The following is a 21,206-nucleotide window of genomic DNA, read 5'->3' as shown; positions in this document are numbered from 1 at the left end:
TGCAGGCGGGAAAACGCGGCGAACGGCGTGGATCAGCGCTTGTCCTCGACCACCCAGCGGCCGTCCTGGTAGAAGGCGCGCCAGCCGCTGGGCTTGCCCTCGACCTCGCTCTGCACGTACTGCTCCTTGCTCTTGCGGCTGTAGCGGATCACCGCCGGGCGGCCTTCCGGGTCCTTGGCCGGAGCATCCAGCAGGAAGTGGTACTTCGGGTCGATCTCGTCCCGGTGCGGGAGCAGCTCCAGGACCAGCGGCGCGCGGGTCTCGCGGTTCTTCGGGAACTGGCTGGCGGCGAGGAACAGGCCGGAGGCGCCGTCGCGCAGCACATAGACGTCGTCGACCTTCTCGCAGCGCAGCTCCGGCATCTTCACCGCATCCATCTTCGGCGGCGCCGGCTCGCCGCTCTTCAGCAGCTTGCGGGTGTTCTTGCAGGCGGCGTTGGTACAGCCGAAGAACTTGCCGAAGCGGCCGGTCTTGAGCTGCATCTGGCTGCCACACTTGTCGCACTCCAGGCTCGGGCCCTCGTAGCCCTTGATCCGGTACTGGCCTTCCTCGATCTCGTACCCGGAGCAGTCCGGATTGTTGCCGCAGATGTGCAGCTTGTGCTGCTCGTCGAGCAGATAGGCGTCCATCGCCGTGCCGCACTTCGGACAGCGGCGCTTGTTGCGCAGCAGCAGCGACTCGGACTCGCCCTCGTCGTCCGCGGCGATCTCGTCGCCCGGGATCAGGTTGATGGTCGACTTGCAGCGCTCCTTGGGCGGCAGGCTGTAGCCCGAGCAACCGAGGAACACGCCGGTCGAGGCAGTGCGGATCATCATCGGCCGGCCGCATTCACGGCAGGGAATGTCGGTCAGGGTCGGCTGGTTGGCGCGCATGCCCGCCTCGCTGGACTCGGCGATGTCCAGCTTCTTCCTGAAGTCGCCGTAGAACTCGTCGAGCAGGTGCTTCCAGTCGCGCTCGCCCTGAGCCACGTCGTCCAGATGCTCCTCCATGCTGGCGGTGAAGCCGTAGTCCATCAGGTTGGCGAAACTCTCGGCGAGGCGCTCGGTGACGATGTCGCCCATCTTCTCGGAATGGAAGCGGCGGTTCTGCAGGGTCACGTAGCCGCGCTCCTGGATGGTGGAGATGATCGCCGCGTAGGTGGAGGGCCGGCCGATCCCGCGCTTTTCCATCTCCTTGACCAGGCTGGCCTCGCTGTAGCGCGCCGGCGGCTTGGTGAAGTGCTGGCTGGGGTCGAGCTTGAGCAGGTCGAGGCCCTCGCCCTCGGCCATGTCCGGCAGTACGTCGTCTTCACCGGGCTTGGCCAGCTGCGGCAGCACGCGGGTGTAGCCGTCGAACTTGAGGATGCGGCCCTTGGCGCGCAGCTCGAAGGCGCCGGCCTGGACGCTGACGCTGGTCGACAGATATTCGGCCGGCGGCATCTGGCAGGCGACGAACTGGCGCCAGATCAGCTCGTAGAGCCGCTCGGCGTCGCGCTCCATGCCGGACAGCTGGGTCGGCTGCAGGTTGACGTCGGAGGGGCGGATCGCCTCGTGGGCCTCCTGGGCGCCCTCCTTGCTGGTGTAGAGATTGGGCTGTGCGGGCAGGTACTGCGCGCCGAACTCGCCTTCGATGAAACCGCGCGCCATCTCCAGGGCATCGGCCGAGAGGTTGGTCGAGTCGGTCCGCATGTAGGTGATGTAGCCGGCCTCGTACAGGCGCTGGGCCATCATCATGGTCTTCTTCACCGAGAAGCCCAGACGGTTGCTCGCCGCCTGCTGCAGGGTCGAGGTGATGAAGGGCGCCGAGGGCTTGCTGCGGGTCGGCTTGTCCTCGCGCTTGGCCACCCGGTAGCTGGAGGCCTTGAGCTTCTCCAGCGCGGCCAGCGCCTGGGCCTCGTTGAGCGGGCGGAAGCCCTCGCCGTTCTCCCTGGCCATCTCGAAGCGCACCTGGGCGCCCTTGGCGGTGCCCAGGTCGGCATGGATCTCCCAGAACTCCTCGGGGATGAAGGCGCGGATCTCCCGCTCGCGCTCGGCGATCAGCTTCACCGCCACCGATTGCACGCGGCCGGCGGACAGCCCGCGGGCGATCTTCTGCCAGAGCAGCGGCGAAACCATGTAGCCGACCACCCGGTCGAGGAAGCGCCGCGCCTGCTGCGCATTGACCCGGTTGATGTCCAGCTCGCCCGGCTGGGCGAAGGCCTCCTGGATCGCCTTCTTGGTGATCTCGTTGAACACCACGCGCTTGTAGCGGCTGTCGTCGCCGCCGATGGACTCGCGCAGGTGCCAGGCGATGGCCTCCCCCTCGCGGTCCAGGTCGGTGGCCAGATAGATGGTGTCGGCTTCCTGGGCCAGGCGGCGCAGTTCGTCGACCACCTTCTCCTTGCCCGGCAGGATCTCGTAGTGGGCCTTCCAGCCGTGTTCGGGATCGACCCCCATGCGCGCGAACAGCTGTCGCTTGGCCTTCTCCTTGGGCGACAGCGCCGGCGCCTCGGCCGTGCTCTTGCCACGCTTGGCCGGCTCCCTGGCGGTACTGGCCGAGCCGCTGGTGGGCAGGTCACGGATATGGCCGATGCTCGACTTCACCACGTACTGGCTGCCCAGGTACTTGTTGATGGTCTTGGCCTTGGCCGGGGATTCCACGATGACCAGCGATTTACCCATGGATCGGAGTATTCCTAATTCGAGAGATGAAAGCGGGGAGCGTCTATCGGCCCGCCGAGCCGGTGCTTGAGCAAGTCCGGCCGAGGGAGATTCCGAGACAAGGCGCTGTGACGGGTCATAGCCAGGCTATGGCGAGGAGCGGCAACGCAGTATCAGGGCCTCGGATGCCGAAAGTGATTCAACCAACCGACCGCAAGGCTCTAGCTCGGCGCTATATATAGTGGCCGCCGATGTGCGGTCAAGGGCGGCACGGCCGTACTTGTGGCCTACATGGCCGGAAAAGTCGCGCTTTCCGCTCGAATCAAAGCAAAGCGCGGCATCTGGCGACCGTCAACTTCGACGTTGTCGGCGAACATCGCCAGCGGCCGGACCCACAGCCCGAAATCGCCGTACAGGGCCTGGTAGAGCACCAGCTCCTCCTCGGTCTCGGAGTGCCGGACCACGCCGAGCACACGGTATTCGGCGCCCTTGTAATGCCGGTAGAGACCAGGTTGCACGGTCATGGCGTTCTCCAGGTAGGGTGGATGCACCGAAGAGACGCGGGACAGCGGGAGCGGGGCACAAGGCCCCGTCCCCGCAAGTGCCACGCAGGGCGTCAGACCCGCTCGAAGACGGTGGCGATGCCCTGGCCGAGACCGATGCACATGGTCGCCAGCCCCAGGGTGCCGCCCTTCTGGCGCATGATGTTCAGCAGAGTGCCGGAAATCCGCACCCCGGAGCAGCCGAAGGGATGGCCCAGGGCGATCGCACCGCCGTGCAGGTTGACCTTGTCGTCCAGCGCATCGAGCAGCTTGAGGTCCTTGAGCACCGGAATGGCCTGGGCGGCGAAGGCTTCGTTGAGCTCGACGAAGTCGATGTCGGCCATGGAGAGCCCGGCCCGCGCCAGCGCCTTCTGGGTGGCCGGCACCGGACCGTAGCCCATGATCGACGGATCGACCCCGACCACTGCCATGGCGCGCACCACGGCCAGCGGCTGGAGGCCCAGGTCGCGGGCGCGCTGGCCGGACATGACGATCATGCAGGAGGCGCCGTCGGTGATCTGCGAGGAGCTGCCCGCGGTGACGGTGCCGCTCTTCGGGTTGAACACCGGCTTGAGCTTGGCCAGCCCCTCCAGGGTGGTGTCCGGGCGAATCGTCTCGTCCTGCTCGAAGACCCGCAGCAGGCCGTGCTCGTCGTGGCCCTCGGTCGGCACGATCTCCTCGGCGAAGTGGCCCTCGAGCGTGGCGCGATGCGCCCGCTGGTGCGAGCGCAGGGCGAAGGTGTCCTGCTGCTCGCGGCTCACGCCGTGCATCATGGCCAGCATCTCGGCGGTCAGGCCCATCATCCCGGCAGCCTTGGCCACCTGCAAGGACAGCCGCGGATTCGGATCGACCCCGTGGGTCATCGGCAGGTGCCCCATGTGCTCGACGCCACCGACCACGAACACCTCGCCGTTGCCGGTCTGGATCGCCTGCACCGCGCTGTGCAGCGCGCTCATCGAAGAGCCGCACAGGCGGTTGACGGTCTGCGCGCCGCTGCTGTGCGGAATCGGGGTCAGCAGCGCGGCCATGCGCGCGATGTTCCAGCCCTGCTCCAGGGTCTGGTTGACGCAGCCCCAGATCACATCCTCGACTTCCGCCGGGTCGATCTGCGGGTTGCGCTCGAGCAGTTGGGTGATGAGATGCGCCGAAAGGTTCTCGGCGCGGGTGTGGCGGTGCATGCCGCCCTTGGAACGACCCATCGGGGTACGGGCGAAGTCGACGATGACCGCGTCTTTCGGATTCAGACTCATGACTCGGCTCCCCCTCAGGCAAAGAACGTCTGGCCCTGACGGGCCATGTCGCGCAGTTTTTCGGTCGGTTGGTAGAGCGGCCCCAGGTCGGCGTGGCGGTCAGCCAGCTCGACGAAACGGGCGACGCCCAGGGCGTCGAGGTAGCGCAGCGCACCGCCGCGGAAGGGCGGGAAGCCGATGCCGTAGATCAGGCCCATGTCCGCCTCGGCGGCCGACTCGACGACGCCCTCCTCCAGGCAGCGCACCGTCTCCAGGCACAGCGGCAGCATCAGGCGGTTGATGATCTCCTCGTCGTCCAGCTCGCGCGTCTCGCGCACCAGCGGGCGGAGCAGCTCGGCCACCTGCGGGTCCTCCAGCTTCTTCGGCTTGGGACTGCCGTCGCGCTCGTAGGCGTAGAAGCCGGCGCCGCTCTTCTGGCCCAGGCGCCCGGCGCGCAGCAGCACGTCGATGGCGGTGTCGCCCTCCTCCTTCATCCGCTCGGGATAGCCCTCGGCGAGCACGTTGCGCGCATGCACCGCCGTGTCGATGCCGACCACGTCGAGCAGGTAGGCCGGCCCCATCGGCCAGCCGAACGCCTCCATCACCCGGTCGATGCGCTGGAAGTCGATGCCGGCGGCCAACAGCCGGGTGAACCCGGAGAGGTAGGGAAAGAGCACGCGGTTGACCAGGAAGCCCGGGCAGTCGTTGACCACGATCGGGGTCTTGCCCATCTTGCGCGCGTAGGCGACGGTGGTGGCGATGGTCTGCTCGCTGGTGCGCTCGCCGCGGATCACCTCGACCAGCGGCATCAGCGGCACCGGGTTGAAGAAGTGCATGCCGCAGAAGCGCTCCGGATGCTCGAGCGAGCCGGCCAGCCGGCTGATGGAGATGGTCGAGGTGTTGGAGGCGATCACCGAATCCTCCCTCACCTGGGCCTCCACCTCGGCAAGCACCGCCTGCTTGACCTCGAGCTTCTCGACCACCGCCTCGATGACCAGGTCGACCTGGCCGAAATCGCCGTAGGACAGGGTCGGGCGGATGCCATTGAGCACCTCGGCCATCTGCCGCACCGTCATCCGTCCCTTCTCCACCCGCTTGCCGAGCTGCTTGTCGGCCTCGGCCAGGCCCAGGCGGATGGACTCCTCGCGGATGTCCTTCATCAGGATCGGCGTGCCCTTGAGCGCCGACTGGTAGGCGATGCCGCCACCCATGATGCCCGCACCGAGCACCGCCGCCAGCTTCACCTCGCGGGCGTTCTTGTCGTATTTCCTGGCCCTGCGCTTGAGCTCCTGCTCGTTGAGGAACAACCCGACCAGGCTCTGCGCCACCGAGGTGGCGGCCAGCTTGACGAAGCCGCCGACCTCGATCTCCAGGGCGGCCTCGCGGCCGGAGTTGGCGGCCTTCTGGATGGTCTTCACCGCGGCCAGGGGCGCCGGGTAGTGCGGGCCGGCCTGGGCGGCCACGTAGGCCTTGGCGCTCTCGAAGGCCATCATCTGCTCGATGTTGCCGAGCTTGAGCGGCTCCAGCTTCGGCTGGCGGCGGCTCTGGAAATCCAGCTCGCCGGCGGCGGCCCGGCGCACCAGGTCGAGGGCCGCCTCGCGCAGCCGCTCGTCGGCGACCACGGCATCCACCGCGCCGACCTTCAGTGCCTCGGCGGCGCCGTTCTCCTTGCCGGCGGCGATCCACTCGATGGCGTTGTCGCTGCCGATCAGCCGCGGCAGGCGAACGGTGCCGCCGAAGCCCGGGTTGATTCCCAGCTTGACCTCCGGCAGGCCCACCCTGGCCGACTCGGCCATCACCCGGAAGTCGCAGGCCAGACACATCTCGAAGCCGCCGCCGAGGGCCATGCCGTTGATCGCGACCACGGTCGGCACCGGCAGGTCCTCGAAGTCCGAGAAGATCCGGTTGATCTCCAGGCACCAGCCGCGCAGCTCCTCCTCGGGCGCGCGGAACAGCTCGAGGAATTCGGTGACGTCGGCGCCGACGATGAACATGCTCTTGGCGCTGGTGACCAGCACGCCCTTGAGCGAGGCCTCCGCCCGCAGCGCGTCCACCGCCTGGCGGAACTCGTTCAGGGTGAGGCGGTTGAACTTGTTGACGGAGTCGCCCTCGAGGTCGAACTGCATCTCGACGATGCCATCCCCCAGGGCCTGGACCCGGATGGCTTTCCCTTTATAGATCATCGACTGATTCTCCCAATAGAAGCTGCACTGGCCACGTCGGCCGGCCGCGCATCACGCGAACCGCCGCAGCCGGATCGCTTGCGGACAGCGTTGCCCGGCGCTGGTTTCAGGATAGTTGCGCGGCCCGGGAGCCGGCCATCGGACATTCTTACGACAACGAACCGTCGACGGCGGGCCATGGCTGCATTCAGCACCCGAGCGCCCCTTTGGGCAAGAGGTGGCACGCGGGAAAGATTGCCTCTGGATAGTTTCCGCCGGGCATTGCAGAATTTTTATGCAGATTAACTAATCGGAACCGCACATCCCCATGCCCCGCAAGTCCAGCCCCACCCCGGCCGCCGATCCGCAGGCCGCCGCCCAGCCCGCTGACGGCCCGCTGGACGCCTCCCTCGACGAGCTGATCGGCTATGCCCTGCGCCGCGCCCAGCTCAAGGTCTTCCAGCATCTGGTCAGCCGCCTCGGCGCCTTCGACCTGCGTCCGGCGCAGTTCACCGCCCTGGCGATCATCCAGCAGAACGCCGGCCTGATGCAGGCCGACCTGGCCCGCGCGCTGGCCATCGAGCCACCGCAGGCGGTGGTCCTGTTGAACAAGCTGGAAAGCCGCGGACTGGCGGTGCGGGTGCGCTGCAAGCCGGACAAGCGCTCCTACGGCATCTTTCTCAGCAAGGCCGGCGAAACGCTGCTCAAACAGCTGCGCGAGGTGGCCGCGCAGAGCGACCTGGACGCCACCGCGGCGCTCAGCGCCGAGGAGCGCCAGCAACTGATCGGGCTGCTGCACAAGATCTACCGCTGAATCCGCCCGGCGCAGCCTGGAAGCGCCGCGCCGTCTTGCTCCCTCCTCACCCTTCATCGTCCTGATTCGGCAACGACGTACTGCCGGCAACCGCCGTCTGGCGGAAGGCCTTCGGCGACTGTCCGGCGAGGCGGCGAAAGAACCGCGAGAAGTACGCCGGATCGTTGAAGCCGAGCGCATCGGAAAGCTCGTTGACGGTCATGGCGGTGTAGATCAGGTTGCGCTTGGCCTCCAAGAGCAGGCGCTGGTGGATCACCTGCAGGGCGCTCTGCCCGACCAGCTGGCGGCACAGGCTGTTGAGGTGGACGCCGGAGAGCCCGACGCGGTGCGCGAACTCGTCCACCGGCAGGTGCTCGCGGTAGTGCTGCTCGACCAGCCGCATGAAGCGCGCCAGGTACTGGCGACTGCGCTCGCTGGCGCCGAGCGGGGCGGCGCGGCGACGCTCGCGGCGGCCGAGCCAGACCATCAGCAGGTTGACCAGCGACTGCAGCTGCAGCTCGCGCCCCGGCTCGTGCCCCCGGTACTCGCGAAAGAGCGTCTCGAACAGCAGATCGAGCCAGGCGCGGTCCGTGCCAGCCGGATGGCAGGCGAAGCCACCCTGAACTCCGAGGCTGTGCCCCAGCAGCTCCTCCAGATGCGCCACCAGAGGAGCGGCCAGGGTCAGCACGTAGCCCTGGATGTCCTCGGAGAAGCGGAAGCCGTGCACGCAGAGCGGCGGCACCACCTGGATCGCCGCCTCGGCCAGGCGCAGGCGCTGGTTCTCCACCTCAGCCAGCGCCTCGCCCTCCTGGACGTAGAGCAGCTGGAACAGGTCGGCATGGCGGTGCGGCTTGATCTCCCAGTGATGCAGGCTGCTGCGTTGCGCAATCGACTCGCAGTGCAGCAGGTCCGGCGTCGGCCAGGCCAGCGCTTCCCCGTACAGCTTGAACACCGGGATATCGGGCGCGATCGACTTCATGGGGCGCGAACTCCTCTCGCTCGATAACCGAACGGATAATCCAAAAGTACCGGTAATACTGCCTAAATCACCTTATTTTCGCGAATCCATTGAACAAAAATGCAGAGGCCTTCAGCGAAGCCGGCCCTGCACAGGCTGGCCGGCCCCAACCAGAGAGACAATAAGAATGAAGACTCAAGTGGCAATCATCGGCGCCGGTCCGTCCGGCCTGCTCCTCGGCCAGCTGCTGCACAAGGCCGGCATCGACAACGTGATCCTCGAACGTCACACCCCCGACTACGTACTCGGCCGCATCCGTGCCGGCGTGCTCGAGCAGGGCGTGGTCGACCTGCTGCGCGAGGCCGGCGTGGCCGAGCGCATAGACCGCGAAGGCCTGGTCCACGAAGGCATCGAGCTGGTCTGCTCGGGCCGGCGCATCCGCCTGGACCTCAAGGGGCTGTCCGGCGGCAAGACGGTGATGGTCTACGGCCAGACCGAAGTCACCCGCGACCTGATGGACGCACGCCAGGCCAGCGGCGCGCCGATCGTCTACGAGGCGGAGAACGTGCAGTTGTACGGCCTCAAGGACGGAACGCCCTACGTCACCTATGAGAAGGACGGCCAGACCCAGCGCATCGACTGCGACTACATCGCCGGCTGCGACGGCTTCCACGGCGTGTCGCGCAAGACCATCCCGGCCGAGGTGCTGTCGCATTACGAGCGCGTCTATCCGTTCGGCTGGCTCGGCCTGCTGTCCGACACGCCGCCGGTCCACGAGGAGCTGATCTATGCGCACACCGACCTGGGCTTCGTGCTCTGCAGCCAGCGCTCGACGACGCGCAGCCGCTACTACCTGCAGGTGCCGCTGAGCGAGAAGGTCGAGGACTGGTCCGACGAGCGCTTCTGGAACGAACTCAAGCGCCGCCTGCCGGGCGACGTGGCGAACAGGCTGGTCACCGGGCCGTCGCTGGAGAAGAGCATCGCGCCGCTGCGCAGCTACGTGGTCGAGCCCATGCAGTACGGCCGGCTGTTCCTGGTCGGCGATGCGGCGCACATCGTCCCGCCGACCGGCGCCAAGGGCCTGAACCTGGCCGGCAGCGACGTCTGCTACCTGTTCCGCATCCTGGACAAGGTCTACCGGGAAGGCCGCACCGACCTGCTGGAGAAGTATTCCGAGCTGGCCCTGCGCCGGGTCTGGAAGGGCGAGCGCTTCAGCTGGTTCATGACCAACCTGCTGCACGACTTCGCCGGCAGCGACGCCTTCGACAGGCGCATGCAGCTGGCCGACCGCGAGTACTTTCTCAACTCCGAAGCGGGCCGCGTGACCATCGCAGAGAACTACGTCGGCCTGCCCTACGAAGAGGTCGCCTGAGTCCGGCACATCGAAGAAGCCGCCCCGCTCGACAGGGAAAGCCCCCTGCCGGGCGGGGCGATTCGCCGTTCAGCCGGCCAGGGCATCGGAGACCATGGTCATTGTTCGATGTAGGTGGAGGTGACCAGCACCGGGTAATGGGAAAACCCCAGCAGAGCCGCCAGGTCGTCGCCGGTCACCGGGATCAGCCGCAGTCCCTCCGCCAGCCGGCGCAATTCCGCAAGGCCCGCAGGCGAAGCGACGTTCACCACCAGACCGAGCGCGTTCAGACGCCGCAACCGGTCCCGCCGCAGCCTCAGCCAGCTCTTGGACAGGCTGTCATCGCCGACCAGGAACACCGGCCGCAGGCCTGGAGCATCGATCGCACGGCTCTCGACCGGACCGGGCGACAGGCTCCAGGAAACCACCGGAAGCATCTCGGCCTCCCACGGCGCCAGGGAGGCGGCCTGTTTCGGACGCTCGGATTGACGCTCGCCCGGCCCCGGCCCCACCGATGTGCATGCCGGGAGCAGGCCGGCCAGGACGCAACAGAGCATCCGTCTGCGCCACGTATTCATCAGGATCATCGCCGTCATGAATCGTTCGCCATCAGGAGGAAGGAGCCGTCAGCCACGCGGGCTAGTGTTCCCCAATCAGAACCATCCGTCGATCGTCCCTGTCGCCCATTCCCTTGGCCCGACAGACTAACCGTAGAGCATTCGATGGATCGCGGCGAAATTGTCAACGACAAGGCCTATCCGGTTACCCCTGCAATCGGCGGGGAATGGCGCGAAGACCCTCAGCACACCGCCAACTGCTGCGTGCGCTTCCCAGCCTGCCGCTTGCAAGCCATTGTCGACGAGGGATTTTTCGTAGGGCGGGTTAGCCGCGCAGCGGCGTAACCCGTCAAGGATACCGACAGGTATCCCATTGCCGGCCTGGCGGCCGGTCGGTAGGTTGCGGCCTGCAGCCCAACCCACCCCGCGGGAGCCGGTTCAGAGAGTCCGCTCCAGCTCCGGCAGCACCTCGAACAGATCCGCCACCAGCCCGTAGTCAGCCACCTGGAAGATCGGCGCCTCGGCGTCCTTGTTGATCGCCACGATCACCTTCGAGTCCTTCATCCCCGCCAGGTGCTGGATCGCACCGGAAATCCCCACCGCGATGTACAGGTCCGGCGCGACGATCTTGCCGGTCTGCCCGACCTGCATGTCGTTCGGCGCGAATCCCGCATCCACCGCGGCGCGCGAGGCGCCCACCGCCGCGCCCAGCTTGTCCGCCAGGGCATAGAGCAGCTGGAAGTTCTCGCCGCTCTGCAGGCCGCGCCCGCCGGAGACCACCACCCGCGCCGAGGTCAGCTCCGGACGGTCGGACTTGGCCAGCTCCTCGCCGACGAAGCTCGATTTACCCGCCTCGCCCGCACCGGCCAGCGCCTCGATCGAGGCCGAGCCGCCCTCGCCCGCCGCCGCGTCGAAGGCGGTGGCACGCACGCTGATCACCTTGATCGGCGCGCTGGACTGCACGGTGGCGATGGCGTTGCCGGCGTAGATCGGCCGCTTGAAGGTGTCGGCGCTTTCCACCGCGACGATCTCGGAGATCTGGTCGACATCCAAGAGCGCCGCCACGCGCGGCAGGTAGTTCTTGCCGTTGGTCGAGGCCGGCGCCAGCACATGGCTGTAGTTCTTCGCCAGGCCGGCGATCAGCGGCGCGACGTTCTCCGCCAGCAGGTGGCCGTAGGCCGCGTCGTCGGCGACCAGCACCTTGGCCACCCCGGCGATCTTCGCGGCGCTCTCGGCCACCGCGGCGCAGCCGCTGCCGGCCACCAGCACATGGATATCCCCGCCGATGGCCTGGGCCGCGGTGACGGTGTTCAGGGTTGCGGCCGCCAGTACCGCGTTGTCGTGTTCAGCGATTACCAGGATTGCCATCTCAGATCACCTTCGCCTCGTTCTTCAGCTTCTCCACCAGCTCGGCCACCGAGCCCACCTTGATGCCGGCCTGGCGCTCGGCCGGGGCCTCGACCTTGAGGGTCTTCAGGGTGGAAGCGACGGATACGCCCAGATCCGCCGGCTTGACCGTCTCCAGCGGCTTCTTCTTGGCCTTCATGATGTTCGGCAGCGAGGCGTAGCGCGGCTCGTTGAGGCGCAGGTCGGTGGTGACGATGGCCGGCAGCTTCAGCTCGATCGTCTGCAGGCCGCCGTCGATCTCGCGGGTGACCTTGAGCCTGTCGCCGGAGAACTCGACCTTCGAGGCGAAGGTGCCCTGAGCGTAGCCGGTCAGCGCGGCGAGCATCTGCCCGGTCTGGTTGTTGTCGCTGTCGATGGCCTGCTTGCCGGTGATCACCAGCTGCGGCTGCTCCTTGTCGACCACCGCCTTGAGCAGCTTGGCCACCGCCAGGGAGCCCAGCTCCTCGTCGGTCTCGATCAGGATGGCGCGGTCGGCGCCGAGGGCCAGGGCGGTGCGCAGCTGCTCCTGAGCCTGGGCCGGGCCGACGGACACGGCGACGATCTCCGTGGCGATGCCGCGCTCCTTCAGGCGCACCGCTTCTTCCACGGCGATCTCGCAGAAGGGGTTCATCGACATCTTGACGTTGGCCAGGTCGACGCCGGAGCCATCGGCCTTGACGCGGACCTTGACGTTGTAGTCCACCACGCGCTTGAGGGCGGTCAGGATCTTCATCGGGATTTTCCTTGTTCGGTCATTCGGGGAGGAACGGCAGCGGCTGGCGGCTGGCCTCGATCAGCGCCAGGCGCTGGTCCGCCTCCGGCAGCAGGTAGGCGAAGAAGAAGGCCGCCGACTCCAGCTTGCCGGCATGGAACGGGTCAGCCGCACGCCCCTGGGACAGGCGCGCACTGCGCGCCCAGGCGAAGGCCAGGGCGACCAGGCCGAGCAGGCGCAGGAAATCGCCCGCCGCCCGGTAGGGCCGCTCCGGGTCCTGAGCCGCGGCGGCGGCCAGCCCTTCGGCGGCGGTCGCCAGGCGGTCGCAGTAGTGCTCCAGAGCAGTGGCGAAGGCGCTGCACTCCGGCAGGGCCGAGGCGGCCTCCGCTTCCGCGCGGAAGGTCTCCAGCAGGCCGCGCAGCGCGGTACCGCCGTCGCCGAGCACCTTGCGCAGCAGCAGGTCGTTGGCCTGAATCTCGTTGCTGCCCTCGTAGATCATCGCGATGCGGCTGTCGCGCAGGGTCTGCTCGATGGGGTAGTCCTGCACGTAGCCGTAGCCGCCGAACACCTGCAGCGCCGAACTGGCCAGGCGAAAGCCCTGCTCGGTGAAGAAGGCCTTGACCAGCGGGGTGAGCAGCTGCGCCCGGCTTTCCGCCCGGGCGCGCAGCGCCGGATCGGCGCCCTGCTCGGCCTCATCGAGCAGGTGCGCCGTCCAGTAGCCGAGGGCGCGCATGCCCTCGGTGAGGGTGCGCAGTTCGAGCAGGGTGCGGCGCATCGCCGGGTGGTAGTGGATCGGGTCGGCCGGCGCCTCGGCGCGGCCTTCGGGACGGCGCACGGCACGCATCTGGCGGCGCTCGGCGGCATAGGCCGCGGCGCTCTGCCAGGCCGCCTCGGCATGCCCCAAACCCTGCAGGCCGACGTGCAGGCGCGCCGAGTTCATCATCACGAACATCGCCGCCAGGCCCCGGTGCGGCTCGCCGAGCAGCCAGCCTTCGGCCTGCTCGAAGCTCAGGGTGCAGGTGGCGCTGCCGCAGATGCCCAGCTTGTGCTCGATGCCGTCGCAGCGCACCGCGTTGTGGCGGCCGTCGGGCAGCAGCTTGGGCACCAGGAACAGCGAGATGCCGCGGCTGCCGGGCGGCGCGTCGGGCAGGCGGGCGAGCACCAGGTGAAGGATGTTTTCGGTCAGGTCGTGCTCACCGCCGGAGGCGAAGATCTTGCCGCCCGTGATCCGGTAGCTGCCGTCCGCAGCCGGCTCGGCGCGGGTGCGCAGCAGGCCGACGTCGCTGCCGGCCTGCGGCTCGGTCAGGCACATGGTCGGCAGGATCTCGCCACTGACGATGGCCGCCAGGTAGCGCTCGCGCAGCTCGGGCGTGCCGTGGGCGCGCAGGCATTCGTAGGCGCCGTGGGCGATGCCGGGGTACATCGCCCAGGCATGGTTGGTCGAGTAGATCATCTCCAGCAGCGCGGCGTTGAGCAGTTGCGGCAGGCCCTGGCCGCCGTCCTCCTCGGCGCAGGCCAGCGCCGCCCAGCCGCCGTCGACGAAGGCCTGGTAGGCGGCCGGGAAGCCGTCCGGGGTGGTCACCCGGCCGTTGTCGAAGCGGCAGCCCTGGCGGTCGCCGGATGCGTTCAAGGGTGCCAGCACGCCGCCGGCGAAGCGTCCCGCCTCCTCGACCACCTGCGCGGCCAGCTCAACGTCCAGGGCGGCGAAGGCCGGCATCCGTTGCCAGTCGGCCGGCGCCGCCAACCATTCCTCGATGACGAAGCGCATGTCGCGCAGCGGAGCCTGGTAGTGCCACATGGGAAATCCTCCAGTGAATTCTCAGCCCCGGTAGTCGGGGTTCTCGATCAGCACGGCCATGCCCTGGCCGCCGCCGATGCAGGCCGCGGCCACGCCGTAGCGCAGGTTGGCGGCGCGCAGCTGGCGCGCCAGGGTCAGGCTCAGGCGCAGGCCGGTGGCGGCCAGCGGATGGCCGAGGGCGATGGCCCCGCCGTGGACGTTCAGCCGCGCCGCATCGATCTCCAGCTCGCGCTGCACGGCGAGGATCTGCGCGCCCTGCGCCTCGTTGATCTCGAAGCGGCCGATGTCCGCCAGGGTCAGAGCGCTGCGCTCGAGCAACAGGCGGATGGCCGGCACCGGACCGATGCCCATGAACTCCGGGGCCACCCCGCAGGCGCTGGCCGCACGCAGCCAGGCCAGCGGGCGGGCGCCGGGGAAGTCGCGGCAGGCGCCGACCAGCGCGGCGGCGGCACCGTCCACCACCGCGCAGCTGTTGCCGGCGGTCTGCACGCCGCCGGCATGCACCGCCCGCAGACGCTGCAGGGCCTCGAACGAGGAGGCGCGCACATGGCTGTCGCGCTCGACCGTGTCGATGCCGCGCGGCAGTTCCAGGCTGCGCTCGCAGCCGCCCACCAGGGCGAAGCGCGCGCGCTCGAGCGCCAGGATCTCGCCGGCGAACCAGCCGGACTCCTGCGCGGCCAGGGCCCGCACGAAGCTCTGCGCAGCGAAGCGGTCGACCGTCTCCCGGTCGAGTCCGTAAATGTGCGCGAGGCTTTCCGCGGTCTGCAGCATGTCGACGCCGGCTGCCGGATCGAACAGCGCTTCCCAGAGAAAGTCCTTGAATTCCACCGGGGCGCCGAAGCGGAAACCGCCGCGATGCGTGTAGGCGGCGATCGGGTTGCGCGACATCGACTCGCTGGCTGCGCAGAGCACCAGCCCCGCGCGGCCATGTTCGATCTGCTCGCCGGCCTGGCGGAGGATCTCGAAGCCGGTGCCGCAGATGCGCTGCACCGCCAGCGCCGGCACCGCCTGCGCCACGCCGCTGTAGAGGCCGATGTGGCGCGGCAGGAAATAGGCGTCGAAGCTGGCCTGGGCCATCGAGCCGGCGATCACCGAATCCACCGCCGCCGCGTCGATGCCGCTGCGCGCGAACAGCCCGCGGGCCACCGCGATGCCCAGGTCGATGGGCGAGACCTGCGCCAGCGCACCACCGAGGTCGACCCAGGGGGTGCGCAGGGCATCCACCAGGCAGACTTCGTCGAAGGCCGAGTACAGCCCGGCCGCGCGACTCATGCCAGCACCCGCCCGGCATCCTCGCCGGCGTACAGGGCGTCGATCTGCGCCGCGCGGAACTGCAGCACCGCGCGCTGGTTGATCGAGCCTTTGTCGGTCACCTCGCCGCGGTCGATGCACGGCGGCTCGGCGAGCAGGCAGGCCCAGGCCAGCCGGCTGGCGTTGCCGGTCGCCGTGCGGTTCAGCTCGTCCAGCAGATTCCGCAGCCAGCCACGCACCGCCGGCGTCGCCAGCACTTCGGCGACCGATGCCGATTCGGGCAGGCCGGCCAGAGCCCGGCACTCGGGCAGCCGCGGGAAGATCAGCAGGCCCAGTTCAGGGCGGTTCGGCCCGGTCACCACCACGTCCTGGATATAGGGCGCGCCGGCCAGGATGATCCGGGCGCGCAGCGGGCCGACGCTGACGAAGACCCCGGAGGACAGCTTGAAGTCCTCGGCGATGCGCCCGTCGAACAGCAGGCCCAGCTCGGGACGTTCCGGGTCGACCAGCTTGAGGGCGTCGCCGGAGCGGTAGTAGCCCTCCGCGTCGAAGGCCTCGGCGCTGAGCTCCGGCTCGCGCCAGTAGCCGGCCATCACGTGCGGGCCGCGAAAGCGCGCCTCCAGCTTGCCGTCCACCGGTACCAGCTTGAGCTCGCAGCCCGGCGCCGGCACGCCGACGTAGCCGGGCAGGTCCACCGGCCCGGTGCTGAAGGTGCAGGACGGCGCCGTCTCGGTCATGCCGAGCCCGGCCACCGTGCGGATGCGCTCGCCGCAATGCGCCTCGGCCACCCGGTCCAGCCGCTCGCGCACCGAATGCGACAGGCCGGCGCCGGCGAAGAAGAACAGCCGGACCCGGGCGAAGAAGCGCTCGCGCAGCCCGGCGTCCTGTTCCAGGGCGCCGGCCAGCTCCTCCCAGCCCTTGGGCACGGTCAGGTAGGCGGTCGGCGAGATCTCGCGCAGGTTGCGCAGGGTCTCGGCGAAGCCCTGCGGGGTCGGCTTGCCGTCGTCGATGTAGAGGGTGCCGCCGTTGTAGAGGGCGATGCCGACGTTGTGGCTGCCGCCGAAGGTGTGGTTCCACGGCAGCCAGTCGACCAGCACCGGCGGCTCCTCGGCGAACACCGGGAAGGTCTGCAGCAGCATCTGCTGGTTGGCGCAGAGCATGCGCTGGGTGGTCGGCACCGCCTTGGGCAGCTTGGTCGAGCCCGAGGTGAAGAGGAACTTGGCGATACTGTCCGGCCCGACCCGCGCGAAGGCGGCCTCCGCCCCGGCGCTATCGGTCGGCCGCTCCAGCGCGGCGAAGGTGCGGCTGGGCCGTCCGGGCAGCGCCCCCTCGCTGAACAGCAGCGGCACCTGTGCCGGGATCACGGTGTCGATGGCGCGGGCGTAGGTCGCGCTGTCCGCGGCAAAGACCAGGCCGGGCTGCAGGCGTTCGACGATGTGGCGCAGCTTGGCGAGATCCTGGGACAGGGTGGAATAGGCCGGCGACACCGGGCAGTAGGGAATGCCCACGTAGAGGCAGGCGGTGGCCAGCTTCAGATGATCCAGGCCGTTGCCGGAGAGGATCAGCAGCGGCCGCTCGGCGCTCAAGCCGTACTCCAGCAGATGCTGGCCGATGGTCCGCGCGCTGTCCAGCATCTGCGCGTAGCTGAGGCGCTGCCATTGGCCGTCGTCACCGCGGCGGGCGACCAGGGTCTGCTCCGGGGTCAGCCGCGCCCAGTGCCGCAGGCGGTCGAGCAGCCGCGTCGGCAGCGGCGCCAGGGGCTCCAGGGGACGCAGGTAGAGGCAGCCGTTCGCCTCCTCGAAGGCGACGCCCGGCTGGCCGATCGCCACCGGACGCAGGCGCGGCTGCGCCGCGGGGAAAGGGGACTCGCAAGCCTTGCTGTTCATTGCATTCCTCCCGCAGGACGCCCCCGCACGCGCGGGGCGCGGAGGCGCCTGCCTATGCGGACCGGCCATCGGCCGGCCCTGTGTTGTTCTTGTTGTTGCGGAAGATCGCTCGCCCCGGCGCACGCCGGCCGGGGATGATGCTCAGATCGGGTAGTGGCGCGGCCCGTTCTGCAGGGTGACCCAGCGCAGCTGGGTGAACTGCTCGATCGAGGCGCGCGCGCCGAAGCTGCCGTAGCCGCTCGACTTCACGCCACCGAAGGGCATCTGCGGCTCGTCCTGCACGGTCGGCCCGTTGATGTGGCAGATCCCCGAGTCGATGCGCTGCGCCAGCGCCAGGGCGCGGGAAACGTCGCGACTGAAGATCGCCGCGGACAGGCCGAACTCGGAATCGTTGGCCAGGCGCAGCAGCGCCTCGTCGCCTGCGGCGCGCAGCACCACCGCCACGGGGCCGAAGGACTCCTCGCGGTACAGGCGCATGTCCTCGGTAACGCCGTCGAGCAGGGTGGCCTGCATCAGGCTGCCGTCGCTGTGGCCGCCGCACAGCAGTGTCGCGCCCTTGGCCAGGGCGTCGTTGACCAGGGCCTGGATGCGCCGCGCGGCGCCGGCGTCGATCAGCGAGCCGAGCACCGACGCCGGGTCGTCCGGATCGCCGACCCGCAGCGAGGCGGCCTTGTTCGCCAGCTTCTCGACGAAAGCATCGGCCACCCGCTCGTCGACGATCAGCCGCTCGGTGGACATGCAGATCTGCCCCTGGTTGAAGAAGGCGCCGAAGGCCGCCGCCTCGACCGCGGCGTCCAGGTCGGCGTCGTCCAGCACCAGGAACGGCGCCTTGCCGCCCAGCTCGAGCACCGCCGGCTTGAGGTGGCGCGCCGCCAGTTCGCCGACGATCCGCCCGACGTGGGTCGAGCCGGTGAAGTTGACCCGGCGCACCGCCGGGTTGGCGATCAGCCGCTCGACGATGGCCGGGGCATCCTCCGGCGCGTTGCCGAGCACGTTGACCACCCCGTCACCGAGTCCGGCGTCCTGCAACACCTGACCGAGCAGGCGATGCACGGCGGGACTCTGTTCGGAGGACTTGAGCACCACGGTGTTGCCGCAGGCCAGCGGCATCGCCACGGCACGCGCGGCGAGGATGATCGGCGCGTTCCACGGCGCGATGCCGAGCACCACGCCGCAGGGCTGGCGCAGCGCCATGGCGAAGCTGCCGGGGATGTCGGAAGGGATGACCTCGCCGGTGATCTGCGTGGTCATCGCCGCGGCTTCGCGCAGGACGCCGGCGGCCAGCTTCACGTTGAAGCCGTACCAGTTGGCCATCGCGCCAGTTTCCGCGGCGAGGCCGACGAACTCGGCGGCGCGGCTTTCCAGCAGGTCCGCGGCCTTCGCCAGGCGCGCCCGGCGCTCGTTCGGCGCCAGCGCGGCCCAGCCCGGAAAGGCCCGCTGCGCCGCGGCGACCGCGGCATCGGCGTCTTCCGCGGTAGCCGCGGCGGCGGTCGAGACGATCTCGCCATTCAGCGGGTTGCGCCGCACGAAGGTGCGTCCGTCGCCGGCCGGCCTGGCCAGCCCGTCGATCAGCAAGGGCACGTCAAGCATGGAGGAATCCTTGTCTTGTCATTGTTCTTCACAGGACCCGAACGGGCGGGCGGGCGGCAGGCGCCCTTCCCGTCCTGTCGCGGTCAGCGCTTGTAGGCCTGCAGGCCCGGCTTGATGCTCTTCTCGTCGAGGAACTGCTTCATGCCTTCCTCGCGGCCGCCCTCCTCGTCGAGCAGGCGCGACTGGTCGAGCTTGGCGTACAGGTAGTCCTCGTTCTGCTCCCAGGTCAGCTCGCGGCAACGCTTGAAGCCGTTCTTCGCCGCGCGCAGCACCACCGGGTTCTTGTCCAGCAGGTCCTGGCAGAGGGTGACCACCGTCTCGCGCAGCTGGGCCAGCGGCACGCTCTGGTTGACCAGGCCCATTTCCGCCGCCTTGCGGCCGTCGAAGGTCTTGCCGGTCATGATGTAGTAGAGCGACTGGCGGTGGCCGACGGTGTCGGCCATGGCCTTGCTGACCAGGTTGCCGGGCGGGATGCCCCAGTTGATCTCCGAGAGACCAAAGGTCGCTTCGTCGGCGCAGACCGCCAGGTCGCAGGCCACCAGCGGGCTGAAGCCGCCGCCGAAGCACCAGCCGTTGACCATGGCGATGGTCGGCTTGCTGTACATGCGCAGCAGCTTCCACTGCCACTCGGAAGCCTCGCGGCGGATCTTCTCCTGGAGGATCTCGGGACCGGCGTCGACTTCGCGGAAGTACTCCTTGAGGTCCATGCCGGCGGTCCAGGCCGAACCGGCGCCGGTCAGCACCAGCACCCTGGCCTCGGCGTCCTGCTCCACGGTTTCCAGCACGTCGCGCATCTCGCGGTTGAGCGTCGGGCTCATGGCGTTGCGCTTTTCCGGACGATTCAGGGTGACCCAGGCGATGCCGCCCTCGATCTCCACGGTCACGGTTTTCCAGCGGCCTTCGTACTTGTTCATGTCGGATCACCTTCGAGTTGTTGTTGGTGTGTGGTCTAAACTAGCGCCTGAAAATTAGTTATGTCAATTAATTATTTTCGCGCTTTCGGCCCCGGACCTACCAGAGCTTCCAGGTGTAATCGACGTTGACCCGCGTCTCGTTGTCGTCGCGCATCGTCGCGTTGGCCGCGAAGCTGTTCTGGTAGCGCGCGTTGCGCACGCGCAGCGCCACGTTCTTCAAAGGCCCGGACTGGACCACGTAGGACAGCTCCAGATCCCGCTCGCTCTCGCTCTGCCCGCTGCCGCCGAGGCGCTCCGGCAGCTCGACGTTGGTGCCCCGCATGAAGCGCAGCATGCCGGTCAGCCCGGGGATGCCGAGCGCGGCGAAGTCGTAGTCGTAGCGGACGTTCCAGTAGTGCTCGTCGGCGTTGAGGAATTCCGAGCTGAGCGCATACTCGGAGATCAGGTGCGGCTCCGAACCGGCGATGTAGGGCATCGCCGAGTCGCCGCTGGACAGCGCGCCGCCCACCGTCAGGCGGTGCCCGCCCAGCTTGTAGCCGAAGGCCACCCCGACGTATTGGTTGTCCACCGAACCGGCCTTGCCGTCGCCCTCCTCGTCGCTGAGAAACCAGCGCAAATCGGTCTTGAACTCGCCCGGACCGAGCCTGAACTGGTGGATCGCGCCCAGGTAGTTCTGCTGGTAGATCTCGTCGAGCCGGGCGTGGTAGTAGCTCAGGGTCAGCGCCTTGGTCAGCGCGTAGTCGCCGCCGAGGAAGATGAACTCGTCGGACTCGGCGGTGCCGTCGAAGCGGCCGTTGGGCGCGGCGATGGTGATCTTCTGGTAGTCGGTGGAGTCGCGCTGGTTCATGCGGCTCAGGTAGCCGCCCTGCAGGCTCAGGCCCTGGATGTCCTGGGAGCGCAGGTGGCCGCCCTTGAAGGTCTGCCAGAGCAGCCGGGCCGGGCTGCTGATCAGGATCGGCAGGCGCGGCATCACGGTGCCGACGTGCAGTTCGGTCTTCGAGTAGCGGACCTTGCCGGTGATGCCCAGCTCGGAATACTCCTCTGCGGCTTCGCCGCTGCCGCGCTGGACCGGCAGCAGGCCGGTGCCGACCCGGTCGCGCGAGGAGTCGAGCTGGACGCCGAGCATGCCCTGCAGGTCGAGGCCGAAGCCGACCGGGCCCTCGGTGAAGCCGGACTTGATGTTGAGGATGAAACCCTGCGCCCACTCGCGGCGCGCGGAGATGTTGGACTCGCCCTTGTAGTCGCGGTCGAAGTAGAAGTTGCGCAGGGTCAGGCTGCCCTGGCTGTCCTCGATGAAGCCGCCTGCCTGTGCCGTTCCCTGGGCAAGCAGCAGCAGGGCTGCGCCGGCCGCGCCCCGTCGTGTGTCGAGCATGTCGGTTACCTTTATTGTTTTTGTTATCTATTGCCGCTGCACGACCGGGCCTTGCCGCTTCGGCCGGAGCGGCGGCATTGAAAAGCA

16 protein-coding genes are annotated in these 21,206 nt (G+C 68.6%); 2 read left to right on the top strand and 14 right to left on the bottom strand.

The genetic code is table 11. The features are described from left to right. Window positions 1-32: 32 nt before the first annotated feature. From topA to fadB, 4 genes are all read right to left on the bottom strand, one after another. Window positions 33-2,639, bottom strand: a complete 2,607-nt coding sequence (gene topA / locus ACG10_RS05945) for a type I DNA topoisomerase (protein ID WP_089167509.1) — start codon at window positions 2,637-2,639, stop codon at window positions 33-35. Window positions 2,640-2,905: 266 nt separating this feature from the next. Then, complete coding sequence (locus ACG10_RS05940) at window positions 2,906-3,142, bottom strand: DUF1653 domain-containing protein (protein ID WP_039805489.1); 237 nt, start codon at window positions 3,140-3,142, stop codon at window positions 2,906-2,908. Window positions 3,143-3,234: 92 nt separating this feature from the next. Continuing rightward, window positions 3,235-4,410, bottom strand: coding sequence for an acetyl-CoA C-acyltransferase FadA (fadA, locus tag ACG10_RS05935; protein WP_039805491.1), 1,176 nt, complete (start codon window positions 4,408-4,410; stop codon window positions 3,235-3,237). Window positions 4,411-4,424: 14 nt separating this feature from the next. Continuing rightward, window positions 4,425-6,572 (bottom strand): fatty acid oxidation complex subunit alpha FadB, encoded by a 2,148-nt coding sequence (fadB, locus tag ACG10_RS05930; RefSeq protein ID WP_089167508.1) that lies wholly within the window; start codon window positions 6,570-6,572, stop codon window positions 4,425-4,427. A gap of 307 nt (window positions 6,573-6,879) precedes the next feature. Between fadB and ACG10_RS05925 the strand changes: the two genes are divergently transcribed. Next, entirely contained in the window at window positions 6,880-7,365 is a 486-nt protein-coding gene (locus ACG10_RS05925) for a MarR family winged helix-turn-helix transcriptional regulator (RefSeq protein ID WP_089167507.1), read from the top strand. A 46-nt stretch (window positions 7,366-7,411) separates the two neighbouring features. On the opposite strand, the gene ACG10_RS05920 is transcribed toward ACG10_RS05925, so the two are convergent. Then, window positions 7,412-8,323: a helix-turn-helix domain-containing protein gene (locus tag ACG10_RS05920; protein ID WP_089167506.1), complete on the bottom strand. Its 912-nt coding sequence runs from the start codon at window positions 8,321-8,323 to the stop codon at window positions 7,412-7,414. A gap of 166 nt (window positions 8,324-8,489) precedes the next feature. On the opposite strand from ACG10_RS05920, the gene pobA reads away from it, so the two are divergent. Then, on the top strand, window positions 8,490-9,674 hold the full coding sequence (pobA, locus tag ACG10_RS05915) for a 4-hydroxybenzoate 3-monooxygenase (protein ID WP_089167505.1): 1,185 nt from the start codon (window positions 8,490-8,492) through the stop codon (window positions 9,672-9,674). A gap of 98 nt (window positions 9,675-9,772) precedes the next feature. Here the strand turns inward: pobA and ACG10_RS05910 are convergent, their stop codons facing one another. The 9 genes from ACG10_RS05910 to ACG10_RS05870 form a co-directional block, all read right to left on the bottom strand. Continuing rightward, window positions 9,773-10,249 carry an integrating conjugative element protein gene (locus ACG10_RS05910; protein WP_089167504.1) on the bottom strand — a complete coding sequence of 159 codons (477 nt, stop codon included), beginning with the start codon at window positions 10,247-10,249 and terminating at the stop codon, window positions 9,773-9,775. A gap of 399 nt (window positions 10,250-10,648) precedes the next feature. Further along, window positions 10,649-11,578, bottom strand: a complete 930-nt coding sequence (locus tag ACG10_RS05905) for an electron transfer flavoprotein subunit alpha/FixB family protein (RefSeq protein ID WP_089167503.1) — start codon at window positions 11,576-11,578, stop codon at window positions 10,649-10,651. A 1-nt stretch (window position 11,579) separates the two neighbouring features. After that, on the bottom strand, window positions 11,580-12,329 hold the full coding sequence (locus ACG10_RS05900; RefSeq protein ID WP_089167502.1) for an electron transfer flavoprotein subunit beta/FixA family protein: 750 nt from the start codon (window positions 12,327-12,329) through the stop codon (window positions 11,580-11,582). A gap of 19 nt (window positions 12,330-12,348) precedes the next feature. Continuing rightward, on the bottom strand, window positions 12,349-14,106 hold the full coding sequence (locus tag ACG10_RS05895; protein WP_089167501.1) for an acyl-CoA dehydrogenase family protein: 1,758 nt from the start codon (window positions 14,104-14,106) through the stop codon (window positions 12,349-12,351). 21 nt (window positions 14,107-14,127) lie between these two features. After that, window positions 14,128-15,378, bottom strand: coding sequence for a thiolase family protein (locus ACG10_RS05890; protein ID WP_089167500.1), 1,251 nt, complete (start codon window positions 15,376-15,378; stop codon window positions 14,128-14,130). Then, window positions 15,375-17,243, bottom strand: a complete 1,869-nt coding sequence (locus ACG10_RS05885; RefSeq protein ID WP_089167499.1) for a feruloyl-CoA synthase — start codon at window positions 17,241-17,243, stop codon at window positions 15,375-15,377. The genes ACG10_RS05890 and ACG10_RS05885 overlap by 4 nt, the downstream gene beginning before the upstream one ends. A 141-nt stretch (window positions 17,244-17,384) precedes the next feature. Then, window positions 17,385-18,833, bottom strand: a complete 1,449-nt coding sequence (locus ACG10_RS05880; protein WP_089167498.1) for an aldehyde dehydrogenase — start codon at window positions 18,831-18,833, stop codon at window positions 17,385-17,387. 83 nt (window positions 18,834-18,916) lie between these two features. Continuing rightward, on the bottom strand, window positions 18,917-19,747 hold the full coding sequence (locus tag ACG10_RS05875; protein WP_089167497.1) for a p-hydroxycinnamoyl CoA hydratase/lyase: 831 nt from the start codon (window positions 19,745-19,747) through the stop codon (window positions 18,917-18,919). Between the two features lie 97 nt (window positions 19,748-19,844). Then, the gene (locus ACG10_RS05870) at window positions 19,845-21,119 is read right to left on the bottom strand and encodes an OprD family porin (RefSeq protein WP_089167496.1); all 1,275 of its coding nucleotides are present in this window, start codon (window positions 21,117-21,119) and stop codon (window positions 19,845-19,847) included. Window positions 21,120-21,206 lie beyond the last annotated feature (87 nt).

This window comes from Azotobacter chroococcum (assembly GCF_002220155.1).
Lineage (GTDB): Bacteria > Pseudomonadota > Gammaproteobacteria > Pseudomonadales > Pseudomonadaceae > Azotobacter > Azotobacter chroococcum.
This window is presented reverse-complemented; position numbering and strand designations above follow the sequence as displayed.

Coding starts and splice junctions, on each gene's coding strand:
- ACG10_RS05900 (WP_089167502.1), bottom strand. CDS start 12,329: ATGAAGATCCTGACCGCCCTCAAGCGCGTGGTGGACTACAACGTCAAG.
- ACG10_RS05870 (WP_089167496.1), bottom strand. CDS start 21,119: ATGCTCGACACACGACGGGGCGCGGCCGGCGCAGCCCTGCTGCTGCTT.
- ACG10_RS05875 (WP_089167497.1), bottom strand. CDS start 19,747: ATGAACAAGTACGAAGGCCGCTGGAAAACCGTGACCGTGGAGATCGAG.
- ACG10_RS05895 (WP_089167501.1), bottom strand. CDS start 14,106: ATGTGGCACTACCAGGCTCCGCTGCGCGACATGCGCTTCGTCATCGAG.
- ACG10_RS05905 (WP_089167503.1), bottom strand. CDS start 11,578: ATGGCAATCCTGGTAATCGCTGAACACGACAACGCGGTACTGGCGGCC.
- ACG10_RS05925 (WP_089167507.1), top strand. CDS start 6,880: ATGCCCCGCAAGTCCAGCCCCACCCCGGCCGCCGATCCGCAGGCCGCC.
- ACG10_RS05940 (WP_039805489.1), bottom strand. CDS start 3,142: ATGACCGTGCAACCTGGTCTCTACCGGCATTACAAGGGCGCCGAATAC.
- ACG10_RS05920 (WP_089167506.1), bottom strand. CDS start 8,323: ATGAAGTCGATCGCGCCCGATATCCCGGTGTTCAAGCTGTACGGGGAA.
- topA (WP_089167509.1), bottom strand. CDS start 2,639: ATGGGTAAATCGCTGGTCATCGTGGAATCCCCGGCCAAGGCCAAGACC.
- ACG10_RS05910 (WP_089167504.1), bottom strand. CDS start 10,249: ATGACGGCGATGATCCTGATGAATACGTGGCGCAGACGGATGCTCTGT.
- ACG10_RS05885 (WP_089167499.1), bottom strand. CDS start 17,243: ATGAACAGCAAGGCTTGCGAGTCCCCTTTCCCCGCGGCGCAGCCGCGC.
- ACG10_RS05880 (WP_089167498.1), bottom strand. CDS start 18,833: ATGCTTGACGTGCCCTTGCTGATCGACGGGCTGGCCAGGCCGGCCGGC.
- ACG10_RS05890 (WP_089167500.1), bottom strand. CDS start 15,378: ATGAGTCGCGCGGCCGGGCTGTACTCGGCCTTCGACGAAGTCTGCCTG.
- fadB (WP_089167508.1), bottom strand. CDS start 6,572: ATGATCTATAAAGGGAAAGCCATCCGGGTCCAGGCCCTGGGGGATGGC.
- fadA (WP_039805491.1), bottom strand. CDS start 4,410: ATGAGTCTGAATCCGAAAGACGCGGTCATCGTCGACTTCGCCCGTACC.
- pobA (WP_089167505.1), top strand. CDS start 8,490: ATGAAGACTCAAGTGGCAATCATCGGCGCCGGTCCGTCCGGCCTGCTC.